Annotated in this window: 22 protein-coding genes; 8 read left to right on the top strand and 14 right to left on the bottom strand. The window is 45.8% G+C overall.

Annotated features, from left to right (window positions below; genetic code table 11):
• The 7 genes from MO387_RS00675 to MO387_RS00645 are packed head-to-tail and all read right to left on the bottom strand — an operon-like array spanning position 1 to position 6,851.
• A complete protein-coding gene (locus MO387_RS00675) occupies positions 1 to 825 on the bottom strand; it encodes a DUF1365 domain-containing protein (protein ID WP_006085722.1) in 825 nt (274 codons plus the stop codon).
• Positions 822 to 2,072 carry an FAD-dependent oxidoreductase gene (locus MO387_RS00670; protein ID WP_107946880.1) on the bottom strand — a complete coding sequence of 417 codons (1,251 nt, stop codon included), beginning with the start codon at positions 2,070 to 2,072 and terminating at the stop codon, positions 822 to 824. The genes MO387_RS00675 and MO387_RS00670 overlap by 4 nt, the downstream gene beginning before the upstream one ends.
• Positions 2,069 to 2,869 carry an SDR family NAD(P)-dependent oxidoreductase gene (locus MO387_RS00665; RefSeq protein WP_107946879.1) on the bottom strand — a complete coding sequence of 267 codons (801 nt, stop codon included), beginning with the start codon at positions 2,867 to 2,869 and terminating at the stop codon, positions 2,069 to 2,071. The genes MO387_RS00670 and MO387_RS00665 overlap by 4 nt, the downstream gene beginning before the upstream one ends.
• Positions 2,869 to 3,315 carry a nuclear transport factor 2 family protein gene (locus tag MO387_RS00660; RefSeq protein ID WP_107946878.1) on the bottom strand — a complete coding sequence of 149 codons (447 nt, stop codon included), beginning with the start codon at positions 3,313 to 3,315 and terminating at the stop codon, positions 2,869 to 2,871. The genes MO387_RS00665 and MO387_RS00660 overlap by 1 nt, the downstream gene beginning before the upstream one ends.
• Positions 3,316 to 3,338: 23 nt before the next feature.
• The gene (phrB, locus tag MO387_RS00655; protein WP_107946877.1) at positions 3,339 to 4,841 is read right to left on the bottom strand and encodes a deoxyribodipyrimidine photo-lyase; all 1,503 of its coding nucleotides are present in this window, start codon (positions 4,839 to 4,841) and stop codon (positions 3,339 to 3,341) included.
• Positions 4,828 to 5,838, bottom strand: coding sequence for a MerR family transcriptional regulator (locus MO387_RS00650; protein ID WP_107946876.1), 1,011 nt, complete (start codon positions 5,836 to 5,838; stop codon positions 4,828 to 4,830). The genes phrB and MO387_RS00650 overlap by 14 nt, the downstream gene beginning before the upstream one ends.
• Before the next feature lie 59 nt (positions 5,839 to 5,897).
• Positions 5,898 to 6,851: a DUF523 and DUF1722 domain-containing protein gene (locus tag MO387_RS00645; RefSeq protein WP_107946875.1), complete on the bottom strand. Its 954-nt coding sequence runs from the start codon at positions 6,849 to 6,851 to the stop codon at positions 5,898 to 5,900.
• Positions 6,852 to 7,165: 314 nt separating this feature from the next.
• Here MO387_RS00645 and MO387_RS00640 point away from each other — a divergent pair, with 314 nt between their 5' ends.
• Positions 7,166 to 7,672: a hypothetical protein gene (locus MO387_RS00640; protein WP_107946874.1), complete on the top strand. Its 507-nt coding sequence runs from the start codon at positions 7,166 to 7,168 to the stop codon at positions 7,670 to 7,672.
• Between the two features lie 24 nt (positions 7,673 to 7,696).
• Here the strand turns inward: MO387_RS00640 and MO387_RS00635 are convergent, their stop codons facing one another.
• The 3 genes from MO387_RS00635 to MO387_RS00625 are packed head-to-tail and all read right to left on the bottom strand — an operon-like array spanning position 7,697 to position 9,454.
• Positions 7,697 to 7,981 (bottom strand): cation transporter, encoded by a 285-nt coding sequence (locus MO387_RS00635; RefSeq protein ID WP_106649907.1) that lies wholly within the window; start codon positions 7,979 to 7,981, stop codon positions 7,697 to 7,699.
• Positions 7,978 to 8,295, bottom strand: coding sequence for a hypothetical protein (locus tag MO387_RS00630; protein ID WP_325050876.1), 318 nt, complete (start codon positions 8,293 to 8,295; stop codon positions 7,978 to 7,980). The genes MO387_RS00635 and MO387_RS00630 overlap by 4 nt, the downstream gene beginning before the upstream one ends.
• 16 nt (positions 8,296 to 8,311) lie before the next feature.
• Complete coding sequence (locus tag MO387_RS00625) at positions 8,312 to 9,454, bottom strand: transglutaminase domain-containing protein (RefSeq protein WP_107946872.1); 1,143 nt, start codon at positions 9,452 to 9,454, stop codon at positions 8,312 to 8,314.
• A gap of 755 nt (positions 9,455 to 10,209) precedes the next feature.
• Between MO387_RS00625 and MO387_RS00620 the strand changes: the two genes are divergently transcribed.
• From MO387_RS00620 to MO387_RS00610, 3 genes are read left to right on the top strand one after another with little or no spacing between them, the layout of a single operon-like run.
• Entirely contained in the window at positions 10,210 to 11,286 is a 1,077-nt protein-coding gene (locus tag MO387_RS00620) for a porin (protein ID WP_107946871.1), read from the top strand.
• 9 nt (positions 11,287 to 11,295) lie between these two features.
• Positions 11,296 to 11,706, top strand: a complete 411-nt coding sequence (locus tag MO387_RS00615; protein ID WP_107946870.1) for a phosphate ABC transporter substrate-binding protein — start codon at positions 11,296 to 11,298, stop codon at positions 11,704 to 11,706.
• 44 nt (positions 11,707 to 11,750) lie between these two features.
• Positions 11,751 to 13,370: a methyl-accepting chemotaxis protein gene (locus MO387_RS00610; protein WP_107946869.1), complete on the top strand. Its 1,620-nt coding sequence runs from the start codon at positions 11,751 to 11,753 to the stop codon at positions 13,368 to 13,370.
• A gap of 140 nt (positions 13,371 to 13,510) precedes the next feature.
• On the opposite strand, the gene MO387_RS00605 is transcribed toward MO387_RS00610, so the two are convergent.
• Complete coding sequence (locus MO387_RS00605; protein ID WP_107946868.1) at positions 13,511 to 14,782, bottom strand: amino acid permease; 1,272 nt, start codon at positions 14,780 to 14,782, stop codon at positions 13,511 to 13,513.
• A 256-nt stretch (positions 14,783 to 15,038) separates the two neighbouring features.
• Between MO387_RS00605 and MO387_RS00600 the strand changes: the two genes are divergently transcribed.
• From MO387_RS00600 to MO387_RS00590, 3 genes are read left to right on the top strand one after another with little or no spacing between them, the layout of a single operon-like run.
• Positions 15,039 to 15,422, top strand: coding sequence for a RidA family protein (locus MO387_RS00600; protein WP_107946867.1), 384 nt, complete (start codon positions 15,039 to 15,041; stop codon positions 15,420 to 15,422).
• A gap of 24 nt (positions 15,423 to 15,446) precedes the next feature.
• A complete protein-coding gene (locus tag MO387_RS00595) occupies positions 15,447 to 16,721 on the top strand; it encodes an L-serine ammonia-lyase, iron-sulfur-dependent, subunit alpha (RefSeq protein ID WP_107946866.1) in 1,275 nt (424 codons plus the stop codon).
• A gap of 50 nt (positions 16,722 to 16,771) precedes the next feature.
• A complete protein-coding gene (locus tag MO387_RS00590; protein ID WP_006085738.1) occupies positions 16,772 to 17,431 on the top strand; it encodes a PAS domain-containing protein in 660 nt (219 codons plus the stop codon).
• Positions 17,432 to 17,510: 79 nt separating this feature from the next.
• Here MO387_RS00590 and MO387_RS00585 read toward each other — a convergent pair whose 3' ends face one another.
• Both MO387_RS00585 and MO387_RS00580 read right to left on the bottom strand, forming a co-directional pair.
• Positions 17,511 to 19,091, bottom strand: a complete 1,581-nt coding sequence (locus tag MO387_RS00585) for a hypothetical protein (protein WP_107946865.1) — start codon at positions 19,089 to 19,091, stop codon at positions 17,511 to 17,513.
• 227 nt (positions 19,092 to 19,318) lie between these two features.
• Positions 19,319 to 20,233 (bottom strand): DUF368 domain-containing protein, encoded by a 915-nt coding sequence (locus MO387_RS00580; RefSeq protein WP_107946864.1) that lies wholly within the window; start codon positions 20,231 to 20,233, stop codon positions 19,319 to 19,321.
• A 224-nt stretch (positions 20,234 to 20,457) separates the two neighbouring features.
• Here MO387_RS00580 and MO387_RS00575 point away from each other — a divergent pair, with 224 nt between their 5' ends.
• Positions 20,458 to 20,958, top strand: a complete 501-nt coding sequence (locus MO387_RS00575) for a DUF4442 domain-containing protein (RefSeq protein ID WP_006085741.1) — start codon at positions 20,458 to 20,460, stop codon at positions 20,956 to 20,958.
• A gap of 216 nt (positions 20,959 to 21,174) precedes the next feature.
• On the opposite strand, the gene xapA is transcribed toward MO387_RS00575, so the two are convergent.
• The gene (gene xapA / locus MO387_RS00570; protein ID WP_107946863.1) at positions 21,175 to 22,002 is read right to left on the bottom strand and encodes a xanthosine phosphorylase; all 828 of its coding nucleotides are present in this window, start codon (positions 22,000 to 22,002) and stop codon (positions 21,175 to 21,177) included.
• Positions 22,003 to 22,080: the final 78 nt, after the last annotated feature.

The following is a 22,080-nucleotide window of genomic DNA, read 5'->3' as shown; positions in this document are numbered from 1 at the left end:
TTATTTCTCCATCTGAGCTGGATGCGGCACAAAGGGCACACGTTTGAAGAAGAGTTTCAGCGCTTGCCAATAAATCCCGAAGAAGATCTTGAGAGTCATAAAAGGAAAGCGAAACAACAGCGTCCGTAAATTGGCCGCCGTGATCGGTTGGCGTTTCATCACAAGATTGGCATTAAACAATTTTTTGCCATTTTCCTGCATCGACTTGTTTTCAATACCAATATTTAAGTCTTCCCTCGGCGCAGACACATGCCAGAGATAACGCATATCTAGGGTCATAAAAGGGGAAACATGAAACACTTTGTCAGAAGGTTTGGGCGCAGCTACATCCACTAAATAGCAATGGCGTTGATCCCAAGGCGTGTTACTCACTTCGGCCAACATGTATAAAGGCGTTTGATCTTGATAACAAAAATAGAAATTTACTGGGCTGAAATACACACCAAAATGACGGATCTGACCCACAAACAGAACTCGGTCGCACAGCTTATCAGCACCTAACTCGGCCACTTGAGCCAATACTCGACTCTTAAGCGCCGCGGCGCTTGGATCGGCTACGGCAACTTCGCTGTTATCATTGGATTTAGTCGTAAAAGACGTTAAATAGTCTTTAGGATTAAATCTCAGTAAAGCGCGGCGCTGGCTGGCAAAAATTCGCCCCATGGCACTGATCCTATCGACTTCATCTAAGTCAATCGCCAGCAGCGCCATGGCATAACTAAAGCTGTGTTTAATCGGCGTAAAACGGCTGTGGGATACAGTGCCGTAATAAATGCCGCTATTGAGCTCTGTCATATTTAAGCTTGTCACATTTACATCGGTCATAGGCTGACACCAAAATGGGCGCACACATCCAGTGCACTGCGAACACCATCTTCATGGAAACCATTGTGCCAATAAGCTCCAGCAAAATGGGTATGATTTTGCCCGGATATTTCCTCACGGCGGCCCTGCGCCTTAAGGCTAGCTTCGTTAAACACTGGGTGGGCATAATTGAAGCGGCGTATCACTTTCGCCTCATCAATCAACTCAGACTGATTTAAAGTGACACAAAATGTCGGCGCGGATGCTGGCAACTGCTGCAGTATGTTCATGTTGTAAGTCACTGAAGCTGGACGTTTTAGGTTTCCATCTAGCCGATAGTTCCAACTCGCCCAAGCCACTTTTCGCTTCGGTAAGATGCTGGTATCCGTGTGCAGCACCACATCGTTATTCTGGTAGCTAAGATCGCCTAAAATGGCACGTTCTGTTGGCGTGGGGTCGTTTAACATCCGCAGTGCTTGATCGCTATGGCAGGCTAAAATCACCTCATCAAATTCCAACCATTCACCGTGGACTTGTAACTTCACCCCATTACCATGGCGTTCAATACCTGTCACGGGGGAGTTTAGGCGAATATTGTCTTTAAAGGGCGCAATAAGATCTGGAATATAGCTGCGCGAGCCGCCTTTTAGCACATACCACTGGGGCCTATCACTGACATTTAATAAACCGTGGTGTTGGAAGAAGCGAATAAAAAACTTCAACGAAAACGCACGCATATCTTCTATGCTCGAAGACCAAATTGCCGCGCCCATGGGCAAAATATAGTGCTCGGCAAAAAAGCGCGAAAAGTTTTCACTGTCTAAATAATCACCTAAGTTGCCTTCAGGGTAAATATCCTCTTGATAGAGTCCCTTACAGCCTTTATTGAAGCGTAGAATTTCTCTTAAAAAGGCCCAAAAGCGCGGATTCAGCAGGTTACGCTTTTGGGCAAACAAACTCGCTAAATTGTGGCCGTTATATTCAAGCCCCGTCAGCGCATTGTGGACGCTGAAACTCATCTCAGTCGGTAATATGGTGACATTCAGGCGAGCCAATAAACGTTCAAATCGTGGATAGGTTCTGTCGTTAAACACGATAAAACCTGTGTCTATGGCGTAGGTTTGGCCTTGGTGCTCCACATCGACTGTCGCCGTGTGGCCGCCGATGTAGTCATTGGCCTCAAACACTGTAACCCTGTGCGACTCACTTAATAGATGGCCGCAGGTCAATCCAGAAATGCCGGTGCCGACGATGGCGATATTTTTCATAAACTCTTGTCCTTAAGCGGCTTGGCTTGAGTATCGTTTGCAATCATTTTTTGCCAGACAAAGGCAGGTAAAAACGACATCAATTTCAATAGATAAGTAAAGCGTCGCGGAAAATGGATCTCACGCTTGCCACCTTTCAGCCCATTACGTATTGCCTTAGAAGCGGTTTGTACACTCACTTGCATTGGCATAGAAAAATCATTTTTTGCGGTCAGTGGTGTCGCCACAAAACCAGGGCAAATCAAGCTCACGCCTATGTCGTTCTTGGCAAGATCGAGCGCAAGACTCGAGGCTAAATACTGCACGCCAGCTTTAGAGGCGCCGTAGGCTTGCGCGCGAGGGAAAGGTAAATAAATAGCGCTGGAACTCATTAAACCAATACGTGACCCCCTTGGCATTAAAGGTAAGAATGCGCCGAGGCAATATCCCATCGCAATTAAATTGGTATGGACGACGCGCTCGAATAACACATCATCAAAAGCCTTTGCATCGTCTATGTACTCACAGCTGCCCGCGTTCAAAATCACTAAATCGAGCTGACAATCGGTTTTCGCCAATAGCTCAGCTAAATCGTTGCCAGCTTGTTGAACTTGGTCGCGCTGGGATATATCGAAAATAAACAAGGTGGCGCCAACGAGTTCATTTAAGGCTAACGCCTCTAACCTTTCTTGCGATCGGCCACAGGCAATGACGTGCCAACCTAAGGCTAAATAATCCTGAGCCAGTCGCAGCCCAATACCTGAGCTTGCACCCGTAATCAGCACGGTATTTATTTTCAATGGCTTAACAGCGCTCATTATTTTGCCGCCCTGTCTTTAAGCAAACGGATAAGCCCGCCCATGCAAGGCAAATGCTCGTACAACATTTGCCCTAAGTCGAAGTAATCCCTGTGAAAATAAATCTTGTCGTCGAACTTAAGTTGGCTCATGCCGTCAACACGGATAAGTTCGCCTTTATTCAACTTAGGGTGGCAATACTCCATCTGCCAAAACAGCGCGGCTTGATTTGCATCCTGCTGCACTTCTTTGATCTCAAACTGAATATGCTTAACATTCTTGTATAACTTCGCGAAGTACTGAGTTAACGACGCTAGCCCTGTGATTTGGTGCATAGGATCGGTAAAACGAATATTGTCGTCGTAAACTTGCCCCAACAAATGCAAGTTATCTTTATTCAAGGCTTGATAAAGCTGAATAAAATCATCAACAAGCGTATTAGTCTCAGTCGTCGCTTGGTTTGTCATCTGGTTATTGCTCCTGATCCTATTTATTGGGCCGCGGCCTTTTTCAATACGCCTAATACGGTTAATGCCCTTGCTCTTGCTGCACTATGCTCGACAATCACACTTGGATAAGCCGTTTGAGTGTTAAATAACGGCTGTTCAAACAAGGACGGTGTCTGCGCTGTACTGGGTTGATGTAATTGCTTAATTCCCCAAGATGCGAGCTCTGGTAAGTACTTACGGATGAAGCTGCCATCTGGATCAAACTTTTCACTCTGACTTATAGGATTAAAAATACGGAAATAAGGCTGAGCATCGCAGCCACAACCGGCGGACCATTGCCAGCCGCCATTATTCGCTGCTAAATCACCATCGATGAGCTTTTGGCAGAAATAACGCTCGCCCCAACGCCAATCAATCAGTAGATGTTTAGTCAGGAAACTCGCCACCACCATACGCAAACGGTTGTGCATCCAACCCGTTTGATTGAGTTGGCGCATAGCCGCATCCACAATCGGATAGCCAGTACGACCTTCACACCAAGCGGCAAACTCCTGCGGATTATTGCGCCACTGCACATGGTCGGCTTGACGATTGAAATTATGATTCTTAGATAAGTCAGGAAACGCCACCAGCAAATGACGATAGAATTCACGCCAGGTAAGCTCATTTAACCAAGTACGGGCTGGACTAGTATCGTCGACAATCACCTCGGGGAAGTGATGCAGCAACGCGGCAACGCATTGTCTTGGGCTCACCACACCAATGGCCAGATAGGGTGAAATTGAACTGGTGCCATCTATGGCGGGGAAATCCCTATCTTGCTTATAATCCTGCACTTTCTGCTGAATAAATGCCGAGAGCAAACGCTTTGCCTGCCCTTCTCCCGCAGCCCAAAGTTCACTCGACACTTTAGTGACATGGTTAAATAAAAGCGGCCTTGGCTCGGCCAACACAGGTCCAAGTGGCGCCGGAACAGGAAGCGGCAAAATAGCATGGCGGGCGGCAATTTCTCGCCACTTACGGCTAAAAGGAGTGAAAACCTTGTACATGTCGCCAGATAAATTCAGCACTGTGCCCGGCTTTAGCAAACAATGCTCATCGGTTAGCACCAGAGGAATCCCCGCCTGAATACAGGCTTGGTCGCGCTGTTGCTCGTTAATCTCAGGCTCACTGCCGGCAAACACGCGGCCAATCCCCTGTTGCTGGCAGTAATCACTGATAAACGCTGGCACATCGGCAAAGGTATCTAACTGAATTAATTCGAATGCAATCCCCAAACTCGCCAGCCCTTGGGCAAGTAAATTAATGTGACGTTCGATAAAATCTAACTGAATGGGCGCCACATCATGGCGCTGCCACTGGGTTGGCGTAGCGATATAAATCGCCTTAAGTGCCACGCCATTCGCCCGCGCCCAATCGCAAGCTGCGGTTAATGCCTGATTATCGGCAAGGCGTAAATCTTGGCGAAACCACATCAGTGCATTATTGCCCTGCACTTCTATTCGCATTGAATCTACTGGCATTGAATCGTTAACTGATGTCATTGTTTTCTCCACTCTTGCCCTGCTCGCTTTTCCCTTTGCCTTTATGACTTCTGTTAGTCTTCCCCACTGCTCTAGACGGCATTTGTCCAATCAAGTCAGTCATCGAAGGCGCCCAGAAAGCCGATAAGGAAGTCAAGGTCGGCGCAAAGGGGCCAACAAATCGACAGGGGAAATTCATTTGTGCCAATACTGAGAGCATTTCAGCCTGCTCAGAACCCGAATGATTTGGATCAGGCATAAGCAAAAGCGCATCGACGTTAAGCCTGCCCTGCAGTAGCGGTAAACGGCCTATGGCCTGCTCTCCTAGGTCGATTACCGATACTCGAAGCGACGCTAACTCGAGCGATAGCAGCAAAGAAAACAAGCTTTTAGTACGGGTAGAATTAGGCGGCGTGGCCGCGCCACGGGATAACTGCACCACAGCCATTCGCGCCGCAACGGCTTGCCCACCAAAGGCATAGCGCCCGCCCACGCGGCTGAGTAATTCGCTTTTTAACCAAGCGACAATCAATTCGGCATCGAGCCGCTCAGCCACTAAGTCATCGAGTTGATTGAGCCAAGGTTGCAGTAACTTTTCTTTTACTAATTGAAAAGGATATAAGCCAAATGCATCGTCTAATATCTGCTGCAATTTATACTGATTGAAGTCGAACAATGCTGCATTCAGCGCAATAATTTGCTCGTCCCACAGATCGACAACTTGGGATTCAATCATTTCACTTGATAATTTGGCAGTACTCATCAGCAAAGGTTTAACCTTGCTGATCGCAACGCCTTTGGCTAACCATGCATTAATCTCATGGATTTCTTGGATATTTTCGCTCGTATATAATCTGTGTCCCTTAGGCGTACGCGCAGGGATCACTAAACCAAAACGGCGCTGCCATGCCCTTAAGGTCACGGCATTTACGCCCGTAAGTAGCGAGACTTCACCTATGGGGAGTAACACGCCATCATCGGGTTCATCGTTGGTCATAGACTGGGTATCTTGTTTCATATATCAGTAATAACTCACTCAATTCAAAGCTAAAACTTCGCAGTACGACAAAGCCAATGCTAATAGGCATAGCGCAGCTTCAACGCCTCTGGATGAGGATTTAGATACACTTGCTCTTCAATGTAAGGCGTTGGGAATTCCCGCAGATAATGGTTGATAAGCGTGATAGGCACTAACAGAGGCAATAGACCTTGGCGATATTTCATAATTGCTTCAGACAGTTCTGTCTTTTGCTCTTTGCTCAAATGCTTTTTAAAGTAGCCCTGAATATGCTGCAGCGTACTGGTATGATTTTTACGGGTCGCATTGATTTTCAGCGCCGTCATAAAGCCTTCAAAGTAACGGGTTGCGCTTTGTTCAAGATCCTCAATATTGGCCACTATCGGCCCAAGCTCGCGATACCATGTAGGGCTATGCGCCATTAACAGGTATTTATAGCGGGAATGAAACTTGACTAACTTATGCTTAGTCAGCCCTTCATGCTTCATCAGGTGCCAATCGTGGTAAGCATAAACGCGGGTGAAAAAATTCTCCCGTAGCACCATATCATGCAAGCGGCCTTCTTCTTCCACGGGCAATAATGGATATCGCTCCATCAACTTGCGGGCGAACACACCAATCCCCGACTTAGAGCCATTGTTAGTGCCAATTTTGTATTCTGTTACCCGCTCCATGCCGCAGGTTGGCGACTTGGCGCAAAGCAAATATCCGCCAAGGAAATCAAGCTCTTCAACCTTGTTTTCGCTGTATTCATTGAGCTTATCGGTCACATCTAAGCTACCGTCACCGCTCTGAACTAAGATGGTTTCACCATCACGAACTAGACGAATACTTTTACGGGGCGCACCTAGGCCAATCGCCATTTCCGGACAGATAGGCACATAATCGAAAAATTGCTTAATTTCTTGATTACAATAGGTAGAATTTTTATGTCCGCCATCAAAACGAACCTTCTCCCCTAATAAGCAAGCACTGATCCCAATCTGAATTCGCTGCGGGTTAAACTTGTACATAAGTCGACTCCTTGTATCACTATGCCTTTAATTACGGACCATAGTTGTACAAGGATCAAGTTTTTGTATAAATATTTTTTAAAAGCCTCACTCGAGCATGACTTAAGGTAAATCAATCACAGAATAACCCAACATAAGCGCCAAATTAGCCAGAGTTGGCCCCTAACTTGCTTATAAAATACAGCGTCATCATTAAATTAGTTGAAACGACCATTAGCACCATTTAATCGTGCCGTATTAAGGCCAAAGGTGGCCAAGGGACTCAATCGCAACTACTGGGCACAACTACTAGGCCATACCAAAAGGAATCGGACATGAGCACAATCAACCCCAACAGCTATACCAATCCCTATGCAAATTTGGCACTCACGCAACTCAAATCAAGCCAGAGTAATCAAGCTAATGATGCCACTTCGATTGCATTAACGGGTCCCGCTGTTAGCCAAGATACTGTCACCCTCTCCTCATCTGCGCCTGTAGCGACAGCCGATACCTATAGCCATCTCGCAGCTAACGCCAAACAAGGCTATACGGGGAATGTGCAAGCCATTGCTGGCAAACCTGAGTCAGATAAAAGCACCGACAAATTGGCTGAAGCCATGCAGGCGATCCTCGATAAGCGTACAGGTATCGATAGGGAAAAACTGAAGCAGTTAGAGGCTGAAATGGAAAAAATTGCCAACGATGAAAGCCTGTCTGAAGAAGAAAAAGCCAAACAACTAGAGTTACTACAAGCGCAAAAGATGGACCTGATTAAGGAGTCTTCAGAGAAAAATGAAGAGAGGCAGCGCAGAGTCGATCCCGAGGTGTATTACAGCTAATAAAGCCATGGTAGGCCAAAACGCTTAAGCTTGTTTCTCTATCTTGTTAATACTGCCCTTATAACCCGTTTCATCAACGGCCTTGAGCAAATTATCAAGATTAAAATCCTCTGGCACAGTCACTATTGCCTGTTCGGTTTTCAACGAAGCCTTGGCCTTAATCACCCCATCGGTTTTACGCAGGGCTTTATTCACGACAGTGACACACAGCGGACATGTCATGCCCTTTACATCTAAGGTAACTAGCACGTTTGCCGCCCAAGTGGGCGCTGAACACAAGCTCAAGGCGAGAAATAACACTAACTTCATTCGAACACCTCTAATAACCAAGGTAATACAAAAGGATATAACTGAAATGCCAGCACAATAGGCACAGTTAACCAGTACAGCCACAGCATCTGAGTACGACTCAACGTCGCAGTACAGAGTGGTTTTTTAGCAAAATAGAGCCGCCAAAATCCCATCAGGATAAGCCCAGTAGACAGTACCAACATCGGCACTTGCAGCCAGCTCAGCTGCTCAATCCCCGACAGGCTCGCGGCCGACACTCCGAACACCAGATAAATAAGCGGGGTGATACAGCATAGGCTTGAGGCAACAGCAGCAACCACTGCGGCGACCATAGTCGCTAAGAGTCCCTTAGCGTTGTTCGGTTGACTGGTAGTCATAGGCAAACACTTTTGGTTCATAATAATTCACGGGATCGCCATCGACTTCGGCATAAGGGTAGCCAAAGTTATTCAGTGGTGTCTGCTCGGCTTCAGGGAATAAATCAAAGTCGCGACCATAGTTAAAGCCAACCCAGTTCATTTCCCAGTTACCAAAGAGGTAATCATTCACCGCCTGAACCGCAGGATCGCTGTGTTCTTTTTTCTCTGTTAAGCGCATTTTAGTCACATCGGCAGGATCGGCGGGCAACCAACCATAACCCGCTAAATAGAACATAGCGCGGCAATGTTGACCGCCACTAACATCGGCAGCCCCTTTGTCATCGGCGCTCCCAAAGGCCTTTTTAGAGTAATGACCCATCTTGATCGCCTGACCTAAGCGAATGCCAAACATTTCACGGGCAGGGATACCCACAGCGCGCATTAACGCCACAAATACCGAGTTAATGTCGGTACACTTACCGCCTAACTTGCCACTTTCTAAAATGCTGGCCACATCACCTGTACCACAGCCAATCACACTATTGTCACGGAACATATTGGCACTAACCCAAAGGTAAATCAGTCGCGCTTGTTTCAGTGGATCCGTTTCGCTACCGACGATTTTATCCGCCGTTTGCTTCACAATACCGTTAATCGGCATATGTTTAGTCGGCAGTAAATAACGTTCTACATCTGCAGGATAGTGGATCTGTGTTGGTGTGCGATAGTGAGTCAAAGCGCCGCTTTTAACCGGTTCCCAATCTAAGGTTTCAATGTCTAACTCAACGGTCATTGTCATGCTGTCTTTGGCATCTGGCCAAGTCGCAAACAGCGTTTTAGCGCCATAACTGTTGTTTGAGCTGATATAGGCATCTTTAAAACTGCCGGTGAAATTCAGCTTACTGACCCGTTGGAATTGCGTGTCTTCAGGCAAAGGGATCCACAACTTAACCACGCCCTCAGAGCCTTCAGGAGCAACAAGATGGTAAGTGTTGGTTAAGATAAAACGGCGACGTCCATCACTTGAGCTATGTTCAACGACACTCGATTTAGAGGAAGATGCCAGTACCGGCGTGATAAACCCCGCAGTCGACAAAATAGCCGCACTTTTTAAAAAATTGCGTCTTTGCATTATGACATTCCTTTTATTGGATCATGTTAGAAAGAAGAGAACTCAACATCACAGAGCAAGATTATAGGTTCTATGACCCTATGCAGCAATCAAACCCAATTGAGGCTGCTCACCATACAGTACAAAGACCGTAAATCGGAGAAAAAGACGCAGTAAAATATGCCGCAGCGCTACATACTCGTGAAAATGGGATAAATGTCGACTTTTCTTAGAAGAGCAATTTTAGAAGACTAAGACGATGAAAAATTAAGAGGATTATATAAACTGAACAAATTTAAGCCGACTAAAAAAAGTATCACTCGTATTTCATTTATAATCACACCGCAAAAAAATATCAACATTAGTCGAAGTTAATATTTATGATGGAGATAATTCCTAGTTATTTATCGTGCAAACGTGCAGAGTTCTCATTTAATAAAATGAGTTATTCTCTTGGCCGAACTATTATTTACAAAAAATGAAACTGAATTCGAATTTTCTAGCTAAAATTCGAATTTAATAGCTAAAAATTATACGCTTAAATCTGCAATTTAAGTGTGTACTAAAATTGCGACCTCTAAACTTGCCCGAATTCAGGTCTAGATATTTGGCACAAATAGCGCTTTCAACTCCATAATCACAACATAAATTTCAAACTCAGCGTTCGAAATGAGAGTTAGACCACTGTGTTACAAAAATGTTCCATAAAAGTTTGCGTATGTTCACACCTGTTCTAGGCTTAAAAACGAATATACCTCACTTTAAAGGGCTTTTTTATGAAACATAAGTTTTCATTAGGTCTTTGCTCACTCTTGCTCAGCTCCACCGCTTATGCAGAAGTGAACATTTCAGGTTTTGCCTCAGTTGTCGCTGGCCAAGTTCTCGAAGGTTCTGGCGTTGCTGAGTTTGATTTAGGTCCCACCTTTCTCGCCGACTATCCACTCGTTGGTGCCTACGATGAAGATATTAGTTTTAAACCAGATACCTTATTTGGTATCCAATTTTCTGCGGATTTACTCGAAGGTTTGTCAGCCACTGCACAGGTCGTTTCACGCGGAGCCGATGATTTTTCAGCAAGTTTTGAATGGGCTTATTTATCCTACGAGATCAATGATCATTGGACAGTACAAGGCGGTAAAAAACGCCTACCTCTCTACTATTACAGTGATTTCTTTGATGTTGGATATGCCTATCCTTGGATACGTCCACCCGCAGATAACTACACATGGCAAATATTTAACTACACAGGTGTCAGCGCGCTATATAACTATTTAATTGGCGACTGGACCATGTCAGGGCAAGTCTATTACGGTAGCGAAGATAGTGAACCCAATAAACTGTTATCTGACTTTTTCTTCCTCGAAAATACCCGAGAAGTGTGGAAGGACATAGGCGGTATTGTTGTCCAATTCAATAAAGATTGGTTAGATATTCGCCTTACACATATGCAATACACGAATGAACGTTATATTGGTGGAATTCAGCAGGAATGGAATGGCAGCACCCAACGTTCAGGCAAATTTTATGGCCTGTCAGTTAACATAGATTATGAGAACTTCCTCTTTCTATCAGAGCTGAACCGCTTAGATCTCGATGGTAGCAATCTAGATACTTACTTGCTCACTTTCGGCTACCGTATCGATTCAGTGATGCCATACATTTCCTATTCGGACTTCAATGAAGGTAAAAATCTCGAAGTGCACCATACGAGTTCAGTAGGAATACGTTGGGATTTCCACCCCTCGGCAGCCTTTAAAATTCAATATGATGACGTTAAAGATGACGGTGGCCCAGGCTTGAAAATCGCAGGGGATTCTAAATCCATCAGTCTTGGTATTGATTTAGTATTTTAGGAGAGAGATATGAAAAAATTACTTTGCTCAATCCTACTCAGTTTACTCTCAATGCCATTATTTGCTGGCGTAGTTGTCATCGTGAATCCCAGTAATGCGGATGCAATAGATCAAAAATCAATTGAGAATATTTTTTTAGGAAAAACAAAGACCTTCCCCGGAGGAGTCCAAGCAGTACCGGTCAATCTTGACAGCGCTATGCCCTTAAGGGAGACATTTGACACTAAAGTATTGGGCAAGTCATCCAGCCAACTTAAGTCATATTGGTCACAGAAAGTGTTTACGGGCAAAGGAACGCCACCCAAGGAGGTCAGTAGTGGGGCGGAGATGATAAAATTAGTTGCATCTAACCCTAATATTATTGGCTATATTGATAGTAGTGAGGCCAATGATTCGGTAAAAGTTATTGCCGAGTTTTAAATTGGAGTGCCGGGCTTTAGCTCGGCACAACTTGGGGGCAAGGGATGAATTTCTTTAATAACATTTCTATTTTTAAAAAAGTTATCGCGATATTTATTTTAGCAGTCATCATTTTCGCTTTAAACTTAAGCATTAGTGTTATCTCCATAAATAAAAATCGCACCACTCTTAACTATATGGAGCAGCAAGTTTACCAAAGGGTTGAACTCGCCAATCAAAACGTGTTTTTTATCCAACGACTCGATGAGCTTTATACTCAATCCGTTTCTTTTGCCGACGAAGACCTGTTAACCAATGCAGGTACTATGTACGAATCTTTACGCAAAAACCTCCAACAGTTAGACAACGTCGATCCCTCACAAGCCAATCAACTCAACAATCTATCTGCTAAATTAACCCGTTATAACGACATGACAATTAAGCTGGCTAAAGGCATGCTGGCAGGTACGATTGATATGGCAAATATTGGCCAAATCAGCCAAGAAAAATCCCAAGCCTATGAAGCCGTACTCAATGAAATACAAAACTACAAACAAGACAAAGTACTCGAATTTAAACAATCGATAAAAGAAGCGGGTGACAGATCGGAGCAAAGTTTATGGCTCACCCTCTCCATAGGTATCGCTTTGCTGATCGTGATGTTTATTGTCACTATCGCCATTGCACGCGCCATTAGCTCTTCTGCCCGTAATGTTGCCCAGTCATTGAGTGAGCTCGCCGATGGTAAGGGTGATCTTAGCCATAAACTTAACGTATCAGGTAGCGATGAACTCGGCCAAGTATCGAGTAACTTCAATCGATTCCTTGGGTTACTCGGTGATTCGATTCGTAGAGTAGTGAATGTTACCGATCCCTTACTTGCAAGCTCGCACTCACTCAAACAGCGAATGGAAGATGCAACGCATGCAACTCAGAGACAAAGCTATGATGCTAGTGCTGTGCAAGTTTCAATGGAAGACATGCGCCACTCTGTCATCGAGATTTCGCAAAATGCGCGCCAAGCCGCCAGTGCTGCCCAGATTGCCGAAAAAGAAGCCATGCAAGGTATGACAGTCGTCCAACGGACTATCGATATTTCACAGGAATTAAATACGGGGATTCAGGCCGCTTCTAACTCGATTAATGAACTTGCCAGAGACACTGAAAATGTCACCTCTATCTTAAATGTGATTACCTCGATTGCTGAGCAAACCAACCTGTTGGCACTGAACGCCGCTATCGAAGCTGCCCGCGCGGGTGAGCAAGGACGGGGCTTTGCCGTGGTAGCGGATGAAGTCCGTGCCCTCGCCTCTAAAACCGCTGATGCGACCACAGAAATCCGTCATGTGTTGCAAAACCTTAAAACGGCGGCTATTTCTTCGGTTAGTACCATGAATGTGGCCATGTCTAAATCATCAGAAAATGAAACCAATGCCCAAAACACGGGCAGTGCATTGAAATCGATTCAGCAGCAGATTGTCAGTATCAATAGTATGAATACCCACATTGCCTCGGCAACGGAAGAGCAAGCCTCGGTCGCTTCTCAAGTGGTCGATAACGTCGTCAACATGAACGCTTCATTCGAACAGACATTGCAAATTCTGTCGCAGGTTCGCAATGTTTCTGAGGGATTAGTCGATTTTGCCGATGAACTGAAAAACGCCACCTCACAATTTAAACTTTGAGGACGACTTATGATGATTGCTTGAGATCATCGCTTGAGCTGATTGTGTGAGATAGTTTTCCTCCACAAAAAATCGGTATTGAGTAACTCAATACCGATTTCTTTATGCATCAAGGCTTAACTTCCCTCATTTTAAACCTGCTAACTAAACGCCAAGAAAGGTGATACACACAGTAATAAACCCGTGATGATAATGATGTACAGCGACATGCCCTTGTACTTATGCAGTGCGGGGACTTGATACACTAAATAAGCAGGAATTAAACAACCCACTAAACCAAAGATTGGACTGCAAATTGACGTAAAACTTAGCACTGGCGCATTCAATACAATCGCGCCCCACGACAGTAGAATCGTGAAAATCATGATGCCGTAACCGACAAGCTTTTTGTTGATGCGATCTTCAGGCATAAACCGACGCAGCATATTCATGGTTAGCCCTTGGCAAGCTTCTCTGAAACCAAGATACACGCCAAAGTAAGCCGTCATGACCGCAAAAATGTTCAGTGTCAGACTCAGTAATTTCAGCGTTTGCCCCTGCATACCTTGGGCGACCATGGCCAAGGCCGAGATATTTTCTTCCGATGCGCGCACCGCTTGTTCATGACCCATAGCGAGCGTGAATGATACGGCATAAAAGAACACCACGACAAACAAGACACCAAAGGCAATATTCATCGCGCGCATCGCTTTAAAGCGCGCCACGGCTAAAGATTTTTCCCGTGAACGGTATGAAATCACCATAGGGCTTAAGCTTTGAATAAACAGAATCGATGTCAGCGTAAAAGGCAGCATAACGACCGCATCTTTTAACCAATCACCCGTTACTGGGATAGCGCCAATATTATTGATATCCCACTTATCCACCATCAATAGCCCTAACACAGCCACAACACCCAGCTTAGTCAGCACCATAAAAGTGGAGATCTTAAACAGTAGATTTTCACCGCGGGAGGCTAAGGCAACTAAGCCGCAGATTAAGGCTAAACCATAAAAAGGATTTTCTGACAATAACGCTTTGGTGACCCCAAAACTTTGCAAAAATGAAGCACTGTCGTTTGTAATGGCCGTTGAATAAACGAACACCCAAATGACCAGCATGATGAAGTACAAGCCGCCCAACAGCATGCCCCAGTTTTTACCTAAGTAACCCGAAATCACACTCGGGTAATCCTTACACTCAGGCGATTCGGCTAAGGTATTGATAAACAACCGTTGAAACATATACATGGCAGGATAGCCAATAATGCCAGACAGTAAAAACACCCATAACCCCATTAAACCGACCTGCACAGGCAAAAACACGATCCCCGCGCCAATCGCCATTCCAATACTCATGATAATCCAGCCCCAATCCGTACTATCGAAGCGGGTATCTGCTTTCCACTGTGCAGCAGTAATTGTTGCATCCATTATTTCACCTTTACCTTGTTGCTATTATTTTATGCAAATATATTTGAACAAAACAAACTCAGCAATCAATATACTCAACTTTTGTTGAACAAAGAGTTAAAGCTCACAACTTGACTGAAAACGAGATAAATAGCGCACAAACCGCAGTGACAAATGAAATTCATTAAAAAATAATTGCAATAAAACATAAAAATACAAATAATGTTGCACATACACCGACCTAGGCATTCAATTTTATTTGCAAGTTGGAGAGACAATGAAAACTATTATTCATGCAGAACGTGCTCCCGCGGCCATTGGCCCTTATTCCCATGGCACAGCCTATGGCAACCTCATTTTTACCTCTGGCCAACTGCCAGTTTGTAAAGAGAAAGGCGGCGTGGTTGACGGTGGGATCACCGCACAATCGATTCAATCGCTAGATAATCTCAAATACGTGCTTGAAGCGGGCGGTGGTAGCTTAGACACGGTTCTCAAAACCACTTGTTATCTTGCTGAGATCAGTGACTTTGCCGCCTTTAACGAAGTGTATAAAACCTATTTTAAAACCGACTGCCCTGCACGTAGCTGTTTTGCGGTGAAGGATCTTCCACTGGGCGTTAAAGTGGAAGTTGAAGCCATAGCACACGTTAACATTTAAGCATTAACATAAGGTTGTAAGCTGATGAAACCCCAATGGCAGCAGTATATTCGCATCATCAAACAAGTCGTTAAGCCCGCATTAGGCTGCACTGAGCCCATCGCCGCTGCTTACGCCGCCGCCGTCGCCCGCGCCTTACTGGGTGTTGAACCCGATTCAATTGCAGTACAAGTGTCTGACAATCTTTATAAAAACTCTATGGGTGTGTTTGTGCCTGGCACAGGCAAAATCGGTCTGGCAATTGCCGCTGCAGCAGGCGCCATTGCCGGTAATCCAGATGCGGGGTTAGAAGTATTGGCAGTGATCACGCCGGAGCAAGTCGCTAGAGCACAGGCACTGATCGATGCGGGTAAAGTCACAGTCGAGCGCACTGAAACCGCAGAATTTATTTATTGCTGCGTTATCGCAAAAAAAGGCGACCGCGAAGCCCTAGTGAAAATCTGCGGCGGCCATACGCTGATCGCCGAGAAGCGCCTCAACGGCGAATCAGTCTTCAGTGCCAATAGCGCGCAAGCTAAAGCCACGGGTTCCATCTGTGAAGGCGTGGATATCACTATCGAATCCATTTATCGCTTCGCCCAAGAAGTCCCCTTCGAAGAGATCACGTTTATCCTCGAGGCCTCTGAGTTAAACGGCAAGTTATCCGATGAAGGCATGGCCAATCCCTATGGGCTCGAAGTCGGCCGCACCATGAAAAGCGGCATAGCCGCCGGCATTATTGGTGAAGATTTACTCAATAAAATCGTCATGTTAACGGCTGCCGCCTCCGATGCGCGCATGGGCGGTGCTAACTTGCCCGCCATGAGCAATCTTGGCAGTGGCAACCAAGGCATAGCGGCAACTATCCCTGTGGTATTAACGGCGCAATGCTATAAGGTTTCGGAAGAACGGCTCGCCCGCGCGTTGATCATGAGCCATCTCGGGGCGATTTATATTAAGTCCCATTACCCGCCGCTGTCGGCATTTTGTGGCAATACAGTCACCAGCGCCGCCGCGTCTATGGCCATGGTGTATTTGGCAGGAGGTTCGTTCGAACAATCCTGTTTCGCGATTCAAAACGTGATCAGTGACAGCTCGGGCATGGTGTGTGACGGCGCTAAAGCCTCCTGCGCCATGAAGGTTAGCACGTCCTCCAGTGCGGCCGTACGCTCATTTTTGATGGCGCTCAGTAGTCACAATGTCTCCGGCCAAGGTATTATTGCTACCGATGTTGAAAAAACCATTAAAAACATTGGCAAAATGATCCTCAATGGCATGTCATCCACAGATGTCACTATTATCGATATTATGTCGGCATAATGATTTTAACCCGCTAAATAATAGCGGGTTAATAACTAAAGGTTGAAATTGTGAAACTGCAAGATTTAACGCAAAGTGATCTGGATATTCTGAAATCGGTCGAGAATATCGTCGATGGCATCGCTGCCATGTATGGCCAACACACAGAAGTGGTATTGCACAGCCTAGATGCGAAACATCCGTCTGTAGTCAAAATTGCCAATGGCCATGTTACAGGCCGTGAAGTCGGTGCGCCGATAACCAACCTTGCCTTGCTTAAGCTCAAGACAGGTCAGGATATTTCTAACTCTTACCTAACGAAATGCGCCAATGGTAAGACGCTAAGATCGATCACGACTGTGATCCGTAACAGTAAAAATCAGCCCATAGGTTTGCTGTGCATTAACAGCGACATGGATGCGCCACTGCAATCAGTACTGCGCACTATGATGCCGGATAATCTCTTCAGCACTGAAGTGACCAGCTCACCAGAGATATTTGCCCGCAATATCGATGAAGCGCTGCATAGCACGATTGACAGTATCAACCATGAAGTGCGCTCCAACCCTGGGATTTCACCCTCACAAAAGAGCCGTGAAATCGTCAATCAATTGCATGAGTTAGGTATTTTTGAGCTCAAAGACAGCGCCCAAGTCGCTGCTACTCGATTGGGGATTTCGGTACATTCGATTTACCGTTACCTGCGGGAAATCAAAGCCAATCAAGCTTAAAGCAAGAAAAACTCGCCTAAATAGAAAGGGCTAAGGTGTAAATAACCTTAGCCCTTTGGTTTTATTGTTTTTGCGCTTGTTATTCCGTAGATTGTCCGCTATGGCCCCTCATATTCCATGCCTGCACTCGGCCATCGGCCATTAAAGCAATTGCATCAATCAAATTGCTGCGAATGTCGCGCATTTGGCTCAAATCAACGAATTGTTTATTGATGGTCAGCGCTGGATTACCTCCCATCCACACGGCAACCGAGCCATCTTGGCGTTTAGCCGTAAACCCAAAGCCAGTAGGGAAAATATCCGTTGCTTGAGTGATTCGAGTTTTGGGTCCAGAGTGGCCATCAACCACAGTGCCATCCTGTTTTAAAAAGACAAACTCCCGCTCATAAGTCACCACTTTGCTCACCTGAGTGACTTCTTGATAATGTGGTTGCTTGTCTACCAAGTCCCAACCATCCCAAGCAATCGCGGTATTATCCTTACGTAGCGCGACAAAACCCTCATCAACGGGATAAACCTTGTGCACGTCTTGCAACTTATTTTGTAGGACTGATGTATCAGCACCATTGAATTTACTGCCCCATACGTAGAGTTGACGACTGATGGTTAGGGCTGCAAATGCGCCGCGATTTGCATAAATATCAATCACTTTATCGGCGCGGTTTGTGGTAGATAAACGATCTGGAAACGCGACATGATGCTCAGTCAATTCGCCCTCACCCCAGGTATATACGCTGCCATCCGCCAGCAGCGCCGCAAACCCATAATCAGTGTTGACAACTTTCACTGCAGGCGCTAATTGGTTGAGTTTTGCCAGTTGTTCGCGGCCTTTTTGATCATCGCTGACAGCGCCCCAAGACACTAATTTTCCCGTCGCAGTCCTCGCGGTAAAGGCATTATTGTTGGCATAGAGCAGATCGACATGGTGAAGCTCAGAGGCCACGTGGCGACTATCGCCGCCATAAGCTTCTTCTCCCCAAGTTACTACAGTCCCATCCTGTTTTAAGGCAGCAAAGGCCCCTTCGTTAATCAACACAGAGTCAACATGGGTCATCGCAGGCGCTGCATATAGATCCGAGAACTGTGCAAGTGGTGTTGAATCGAGGATAGACCAACTGACTACACTACCATCTTGTTTAATGGCCGCATAAAGCCCCTCTCCCAACACAAAAGAACGAACGCCTGTCTGCACTTGCTTCCTCCCTATTCCCCTCCCCCAGGGGATAAGTTTACCGTCACGGGTTAAGGCCGCAAAACCGCAGGTGTTCTCTGTCGTGTATAGCTGTTTTACATTGACCAGAGGCTCAGCAGCATTATTGATATCGCCACCACAGTCACGATCGCCCCACGCAACCACAGTGCCATCTTGCTTAAGCGCCGCAAATGCACTGAGATTACTGTAGATTTGACTCACTTGGGCTAACTGAGCGGGCATCCGGATTTTGGACGACTCGTCAGCCACTTGAAGATTATTCGGAATGGACGTTAATGAATTATTCGCGGCGGATGGTGGTCTGTGAGCCAAGATCGTGTCAGAAATTTGCTGTTTTAATTCGGGCGATATATCAGAGCCCTGTTTATCTATGAGTAAGTTAACCACATGACCCAAGGCAAAAATCGCCAGCGCTACACCGCCCCATGAGACCTGTTTTTTATCCACAAGTATATCCTTATCGTAACTGCAAACTCTCACTGAGTTTTAACTGAAACATAACGTCGACTGAGGACGCTAAATGTGAACTGTGATTGTAACCAAAACGGGGCTAAATGACATTGCCCTAAAATCGAAAGCTGACCAGATTCAAGTAAGATGAGCATATGAGCAAAAAAATAAAAAGCAGCCTATCTCGCTGCTTTTATTGAATATGATGTTGAGGCAACAAAGAGCTAATCCCTTTTACCCACTTTCTCTAAACCCCATACCAGTGCAATCGCCGCCAACATACACACAATCGCAAAGGCGAGTTGCGAAGGTAGGCCCGTCACTTGCTCAAAATTAAGCGGCGAAATATTTTGCTCCAGCAAAGGCACTTGCTCACCGTGGGAGTTGGTCCGCCAAGTTAAAGTTTCTTTCCATGGCCAAATTTTACCTAAGGTGCCTAACATTAATCCGGTTAGAAACACGATAGTGGCATCGTGGTGCTTACGCAGCAGTGCCGACAATAGATGACTGAATGTCAGTAATCCCATCACAGCGCCAACCGCAAAACAGGCCAAAATATCCAGCTGAATATTTTTAGCCGCAGCTAAAACCACGGGATATAAGCCTAACAATAATAAGATAAAACTGCCTGAAATCCCCGGTAACACCATAGCACAAATCGCAATCGCGCCGCCGAAGAAGATATTCATATAACTGGCTTCTACCGCGACCGGATTCAGCACAGTTATCGCCCATGCAGCCAGCACACCTAAGGCAAATAAACCTAAACGTGCCATAGTGAAACCACTCACTTGCTTAAGCATATGCACGACAGAGATAAGAATAAGCCCAAAAAAGAACGACCAAATCGGGATCGGGTGCGTCACCAGTAACCAAGAGATTAACTTAGCAAAGGTAAAAATACTGGTTAGGATCCCCGCCAGCAGACTCACTAAAAAGCCACCATTGATATGGGCAAATGCCCCTTTGATGCCCTGCGACTTAATCACGCCCCAAAGGGAAGGATTGATACGTTTTACACTGTCGAGCAAGGTATCGAGAATACCGGTAATAAACGCTATGGTGCCGCCCGAAACGCCTGGCACGACATCGGCAGCGCCCATGGCCATTCCCTTAAAATACGTCAGCAAATATTTCACTGTGAGTCCTTGTAGTTAAATCAATATGCCATTGCCGCTAAACGACAAATTGGCCGCAATTATACGGTGTTACACTAAAAACCGCGAAATGAAGTTTGCTTAATTAAGCCGACTGGTATTTGTTGTTATCCTAATGTTACACTCATCCGACCAGAGCAGTCCAAACCCAACTTGGAACAGGCTCAAGATAACAATACCCTTTTGCATCATTATTAAGGATGACCATGAGCCAGACTGACTCTTCTAGCACTGCAGAACAAAAACCAAATAAAGTGCTCGCGCTCTACCATAAGACTCGCCGTTATCCCTTCGGCCAAAAACTATTTTCAATCATGGTGTCACGCATGGCGCCCTATTTTGGCACCATCAAACCACTGATCACTGAATTACGCCTTAATCATTGCGCCTGTTTAATTAAAAAACGCCATGCCGTTCATAATCATATAAAAACTGTGCATGTGATTGCGATTTGTAACGGCCTAGAAATGGCCATGGGCGTGATGGCCGAAGCCTCAATTCCAAAGCATTTACGTTGGATCCCTAAGGGCATGAGTTTGGATTATACGGCTAAAGCCGGCAGCGATATTTTGTGTATCGCCGAAGTGACGCCGGAGCAATGGACTCCCGGCGATATGCTGGTCCCCGTTACCGCATACGACACCCAAGGTGTGGTCGTAGTAAAGGGACATATCAAGTTGTGGATTTCAGAAAAACCGCAGAAATAAGCGTTTTGCATCGAGCGCTGCGCTTAATGTCAGCATCTAAAAGGGAGCTAAGCTCCCTTTTTAGCCCTAGTTAAAAAACTCGGTTAGCGCAATTGCACGGCGCCTTGCTCGCTCACTTTTAAGTAAGGACTTTTAAATCCGAGCTCTTAAATACGAGAGCTTAATTCGACCTGTTAAATACGAGCTTTTAAAATAGCAGCCCAGTTAAACCAGATGTTAAGCAAAATGACTGGCGGTAAAACGCTCAATCAAACGGATAAAGTCGGCTTCGGCAAGCTTGGCGCATGTTAAGGTTTGTTCATGGGATAACTGCACATCCCCCAATCCCTCTGCCATATTGGTAATGGCACACACAGCCAGTACTGGCAAACCACAATGCGCCGCTGAAATCACCTCTGGCACCACAGACATTCCCACCACATCGCCACCGATAATTTGCATCATGCGGATTTCGGCCGCGGTTTCAAAACACGGGCCAGAGTAAGACACAAAGACCCCTTGATTCACTGCAATCCCAGCCGCTTTTGCGACACTTAAGGCTTCTGCTCTGAGGTCTTTATCATAAGCACTGGCTAGGCTAAAAAAACGTGGACCGTAACTTTCATCGTTTGCGCCCGTCATGGGCGTACCCGGCATAGTGTTGATGTGATCGCTGAAAATCACTAATGATCCCACGCCGATCCGCTCTGGTCGTAATGACCCCGCAGCGTTAGTCACTAGTAACAATTCACACCCTAAGCGTTTGAAAGTACGTACCGGCGTAGTCATCACCTTCATGCTTTGGTGCTCGTAAAAATGCCCACGGCCTTTCATGCACACTATATCGATGCCATGTAAGCTGCCGAGCACCAGCTCTCCCGAGTGACCGACGACGGTACTCACGGGAAAGCCGTCTAAATCTTCATAGGGGATCACCACTTTGTTATCTAAATTATCGGCAAACGCGCCAAGCCCTGAGCCCAAAATCATAGCAGCACGGGGAGAGAAATTCGGTTTACGGGCTCGAATCGTCGCAAGGGCATTAATAACAGGATCATGGCTCATACAAGGTACCTCATAGCAAAGGAATGAAAGAGTAAACGACCCTCAGTATAAGCGGGCTTGGGGTTGCAAATAATCGCG

It is taken from the genome of Shewanella sp. N2AIL (assembly GCF_022690845.1).
Taxonomy (GTDB): domain Bacteria; phylum Pseudomonadota; class Gammaproteobacteria; order Enterobacterales; family Shewanellaceae; genus Shewanella; species Shewanella baltica.
This window is presented reverse-complemented; position numbering and strand designations above follow the sequence as displayed.

Bases quoted from the DNA above. Each gene is read 5' to 3' on its own strand.
- MO387_RS00670 (WP_107946880.1), bottom strand. From the start codon at position 2,072: ATGAAAAATATCGCCATCGTCGGCACCGGCATTTCTGGATTGACCTGC.
- MO387_RS00600 (WP_107946867.1), top strand. From the start codon at position 15,039: ATGAAAACTATTATTCATGCAGAACGTGCTCCCGCGGCCATTGGCCCT.
- MO387_RS00615 (WP_107946870.1), top strand. From the start codon at position 11,296: ATGAAAAAATTACTTTGCTCAATCCTACTCAGTTTACTCTCAATGCCA.
- MO387_RS00605 (WP_107946868.1), bottom strand. From the start codon at position 14,782: ATGGATGCAACAATTACTGCTGCACAGTGGAAAGCAGATACCCGCTTC.
- MO387_RS00575 (WP_006085741.1), top strand. From the start codon at position 20,458: ATGAGCCAGACTGACTCTTCTAGCACTGCAGAACAAAAACCAAATAAA.
- MO387_RS00665 (WP_107946879.1), bottom strand. From the start codon at position 2,869: ATGAGCGCTGTTAAGCCATTGAAAATAAATACCGTGCTGATTACGGGT.
- MO387_RS00635 (WP_106649907.1), bottom strand. From the start codon at position 7,981: ATGAAGTTAGTGTTATTTCTCGCCTTGAGCTTGTGTTCAGCGCCCACT.
- MO387_RS00595 (WP_107946866.1), top strand. From the start codon at position 15,447: ATGAAACCCCAATGGCAGCAGTATATTCGCATCATCAAACAAGTCGTT.
- MO387_RS00645 (WP_107946875.1), bottom strand. From the start codon at position 6,851: ATGTACAAGTTTAACCCGCAGCGAATTCAGATTGGGATCAGTGCTTGC.
- MO387_RS00610 (WP_107946869.1), top strand. From the start codon at position 11,751: ATGAATTTCTTTAATAACATTTCTATTTTTAAAAAAGTTATCGCGATA.
- phrB (WP_107946877.1), bottom strand. From the start codon at position 4,841: ATGACATCAGTTAACGATTCAATGCCAGTAGATTCAATGCGAATAGAA.
- MO387_RS00630 (WP_325050876.1), bottom strand. From the start codon at position 8,295: ATGGTCGCCGCAGTGGTTGCTGCTGTTGCCTCAAGCCTATGCTGTATC.
- MO387_RS00620 (WP_107946871.1), top strand. From the start codon at position 10,210: ATGAAACATAAGTTTTCATTAGGTCTTTGCTCACTCTTGCTCAGCTCC.
- MO387_RS00650 (WP_107946876.1), bottom strand. From the start codon at position 5,838: ATGAAACAAGATACCCAGTCTATGACCAACGATGAACCCGATGATGGC.
- MO387_RS00675 (WP_006085722.1), bottom strand. From the start codon at position 825: ATGACCGATGTAAATGTGACAAGCTTAAATATGACAGAGCTCAATAGC.
- xapA (WP_107946863.1), bottom strand. From the start codon at position 22,002: ATGAGCCATGATCCTGTTATTAATGCCCTTGCGACGATTCGAGCCCGT.
- MO387_RS00640 (WP_107946874.1), top strand. From the start codon at position 7,166: ATGAGCACAATCAACCCCAACAGCTATACCAATCCCTATGCAAATTTG.
- MO387_RS00660 (WP_107946878.1), bottom strand. From the start codon at position 3,315: ATGACAAACCAAGCGACGACTGAGACTAATACGCTTGTTGATGATTTT.
- MO387_RS00625 (WP_107946872.1), bottom strand. From the start codon at position 9,454: ATGCAAAGACGCAATTTTTTAAAAAGTGCGGCTATTTTGTCGACTGCG.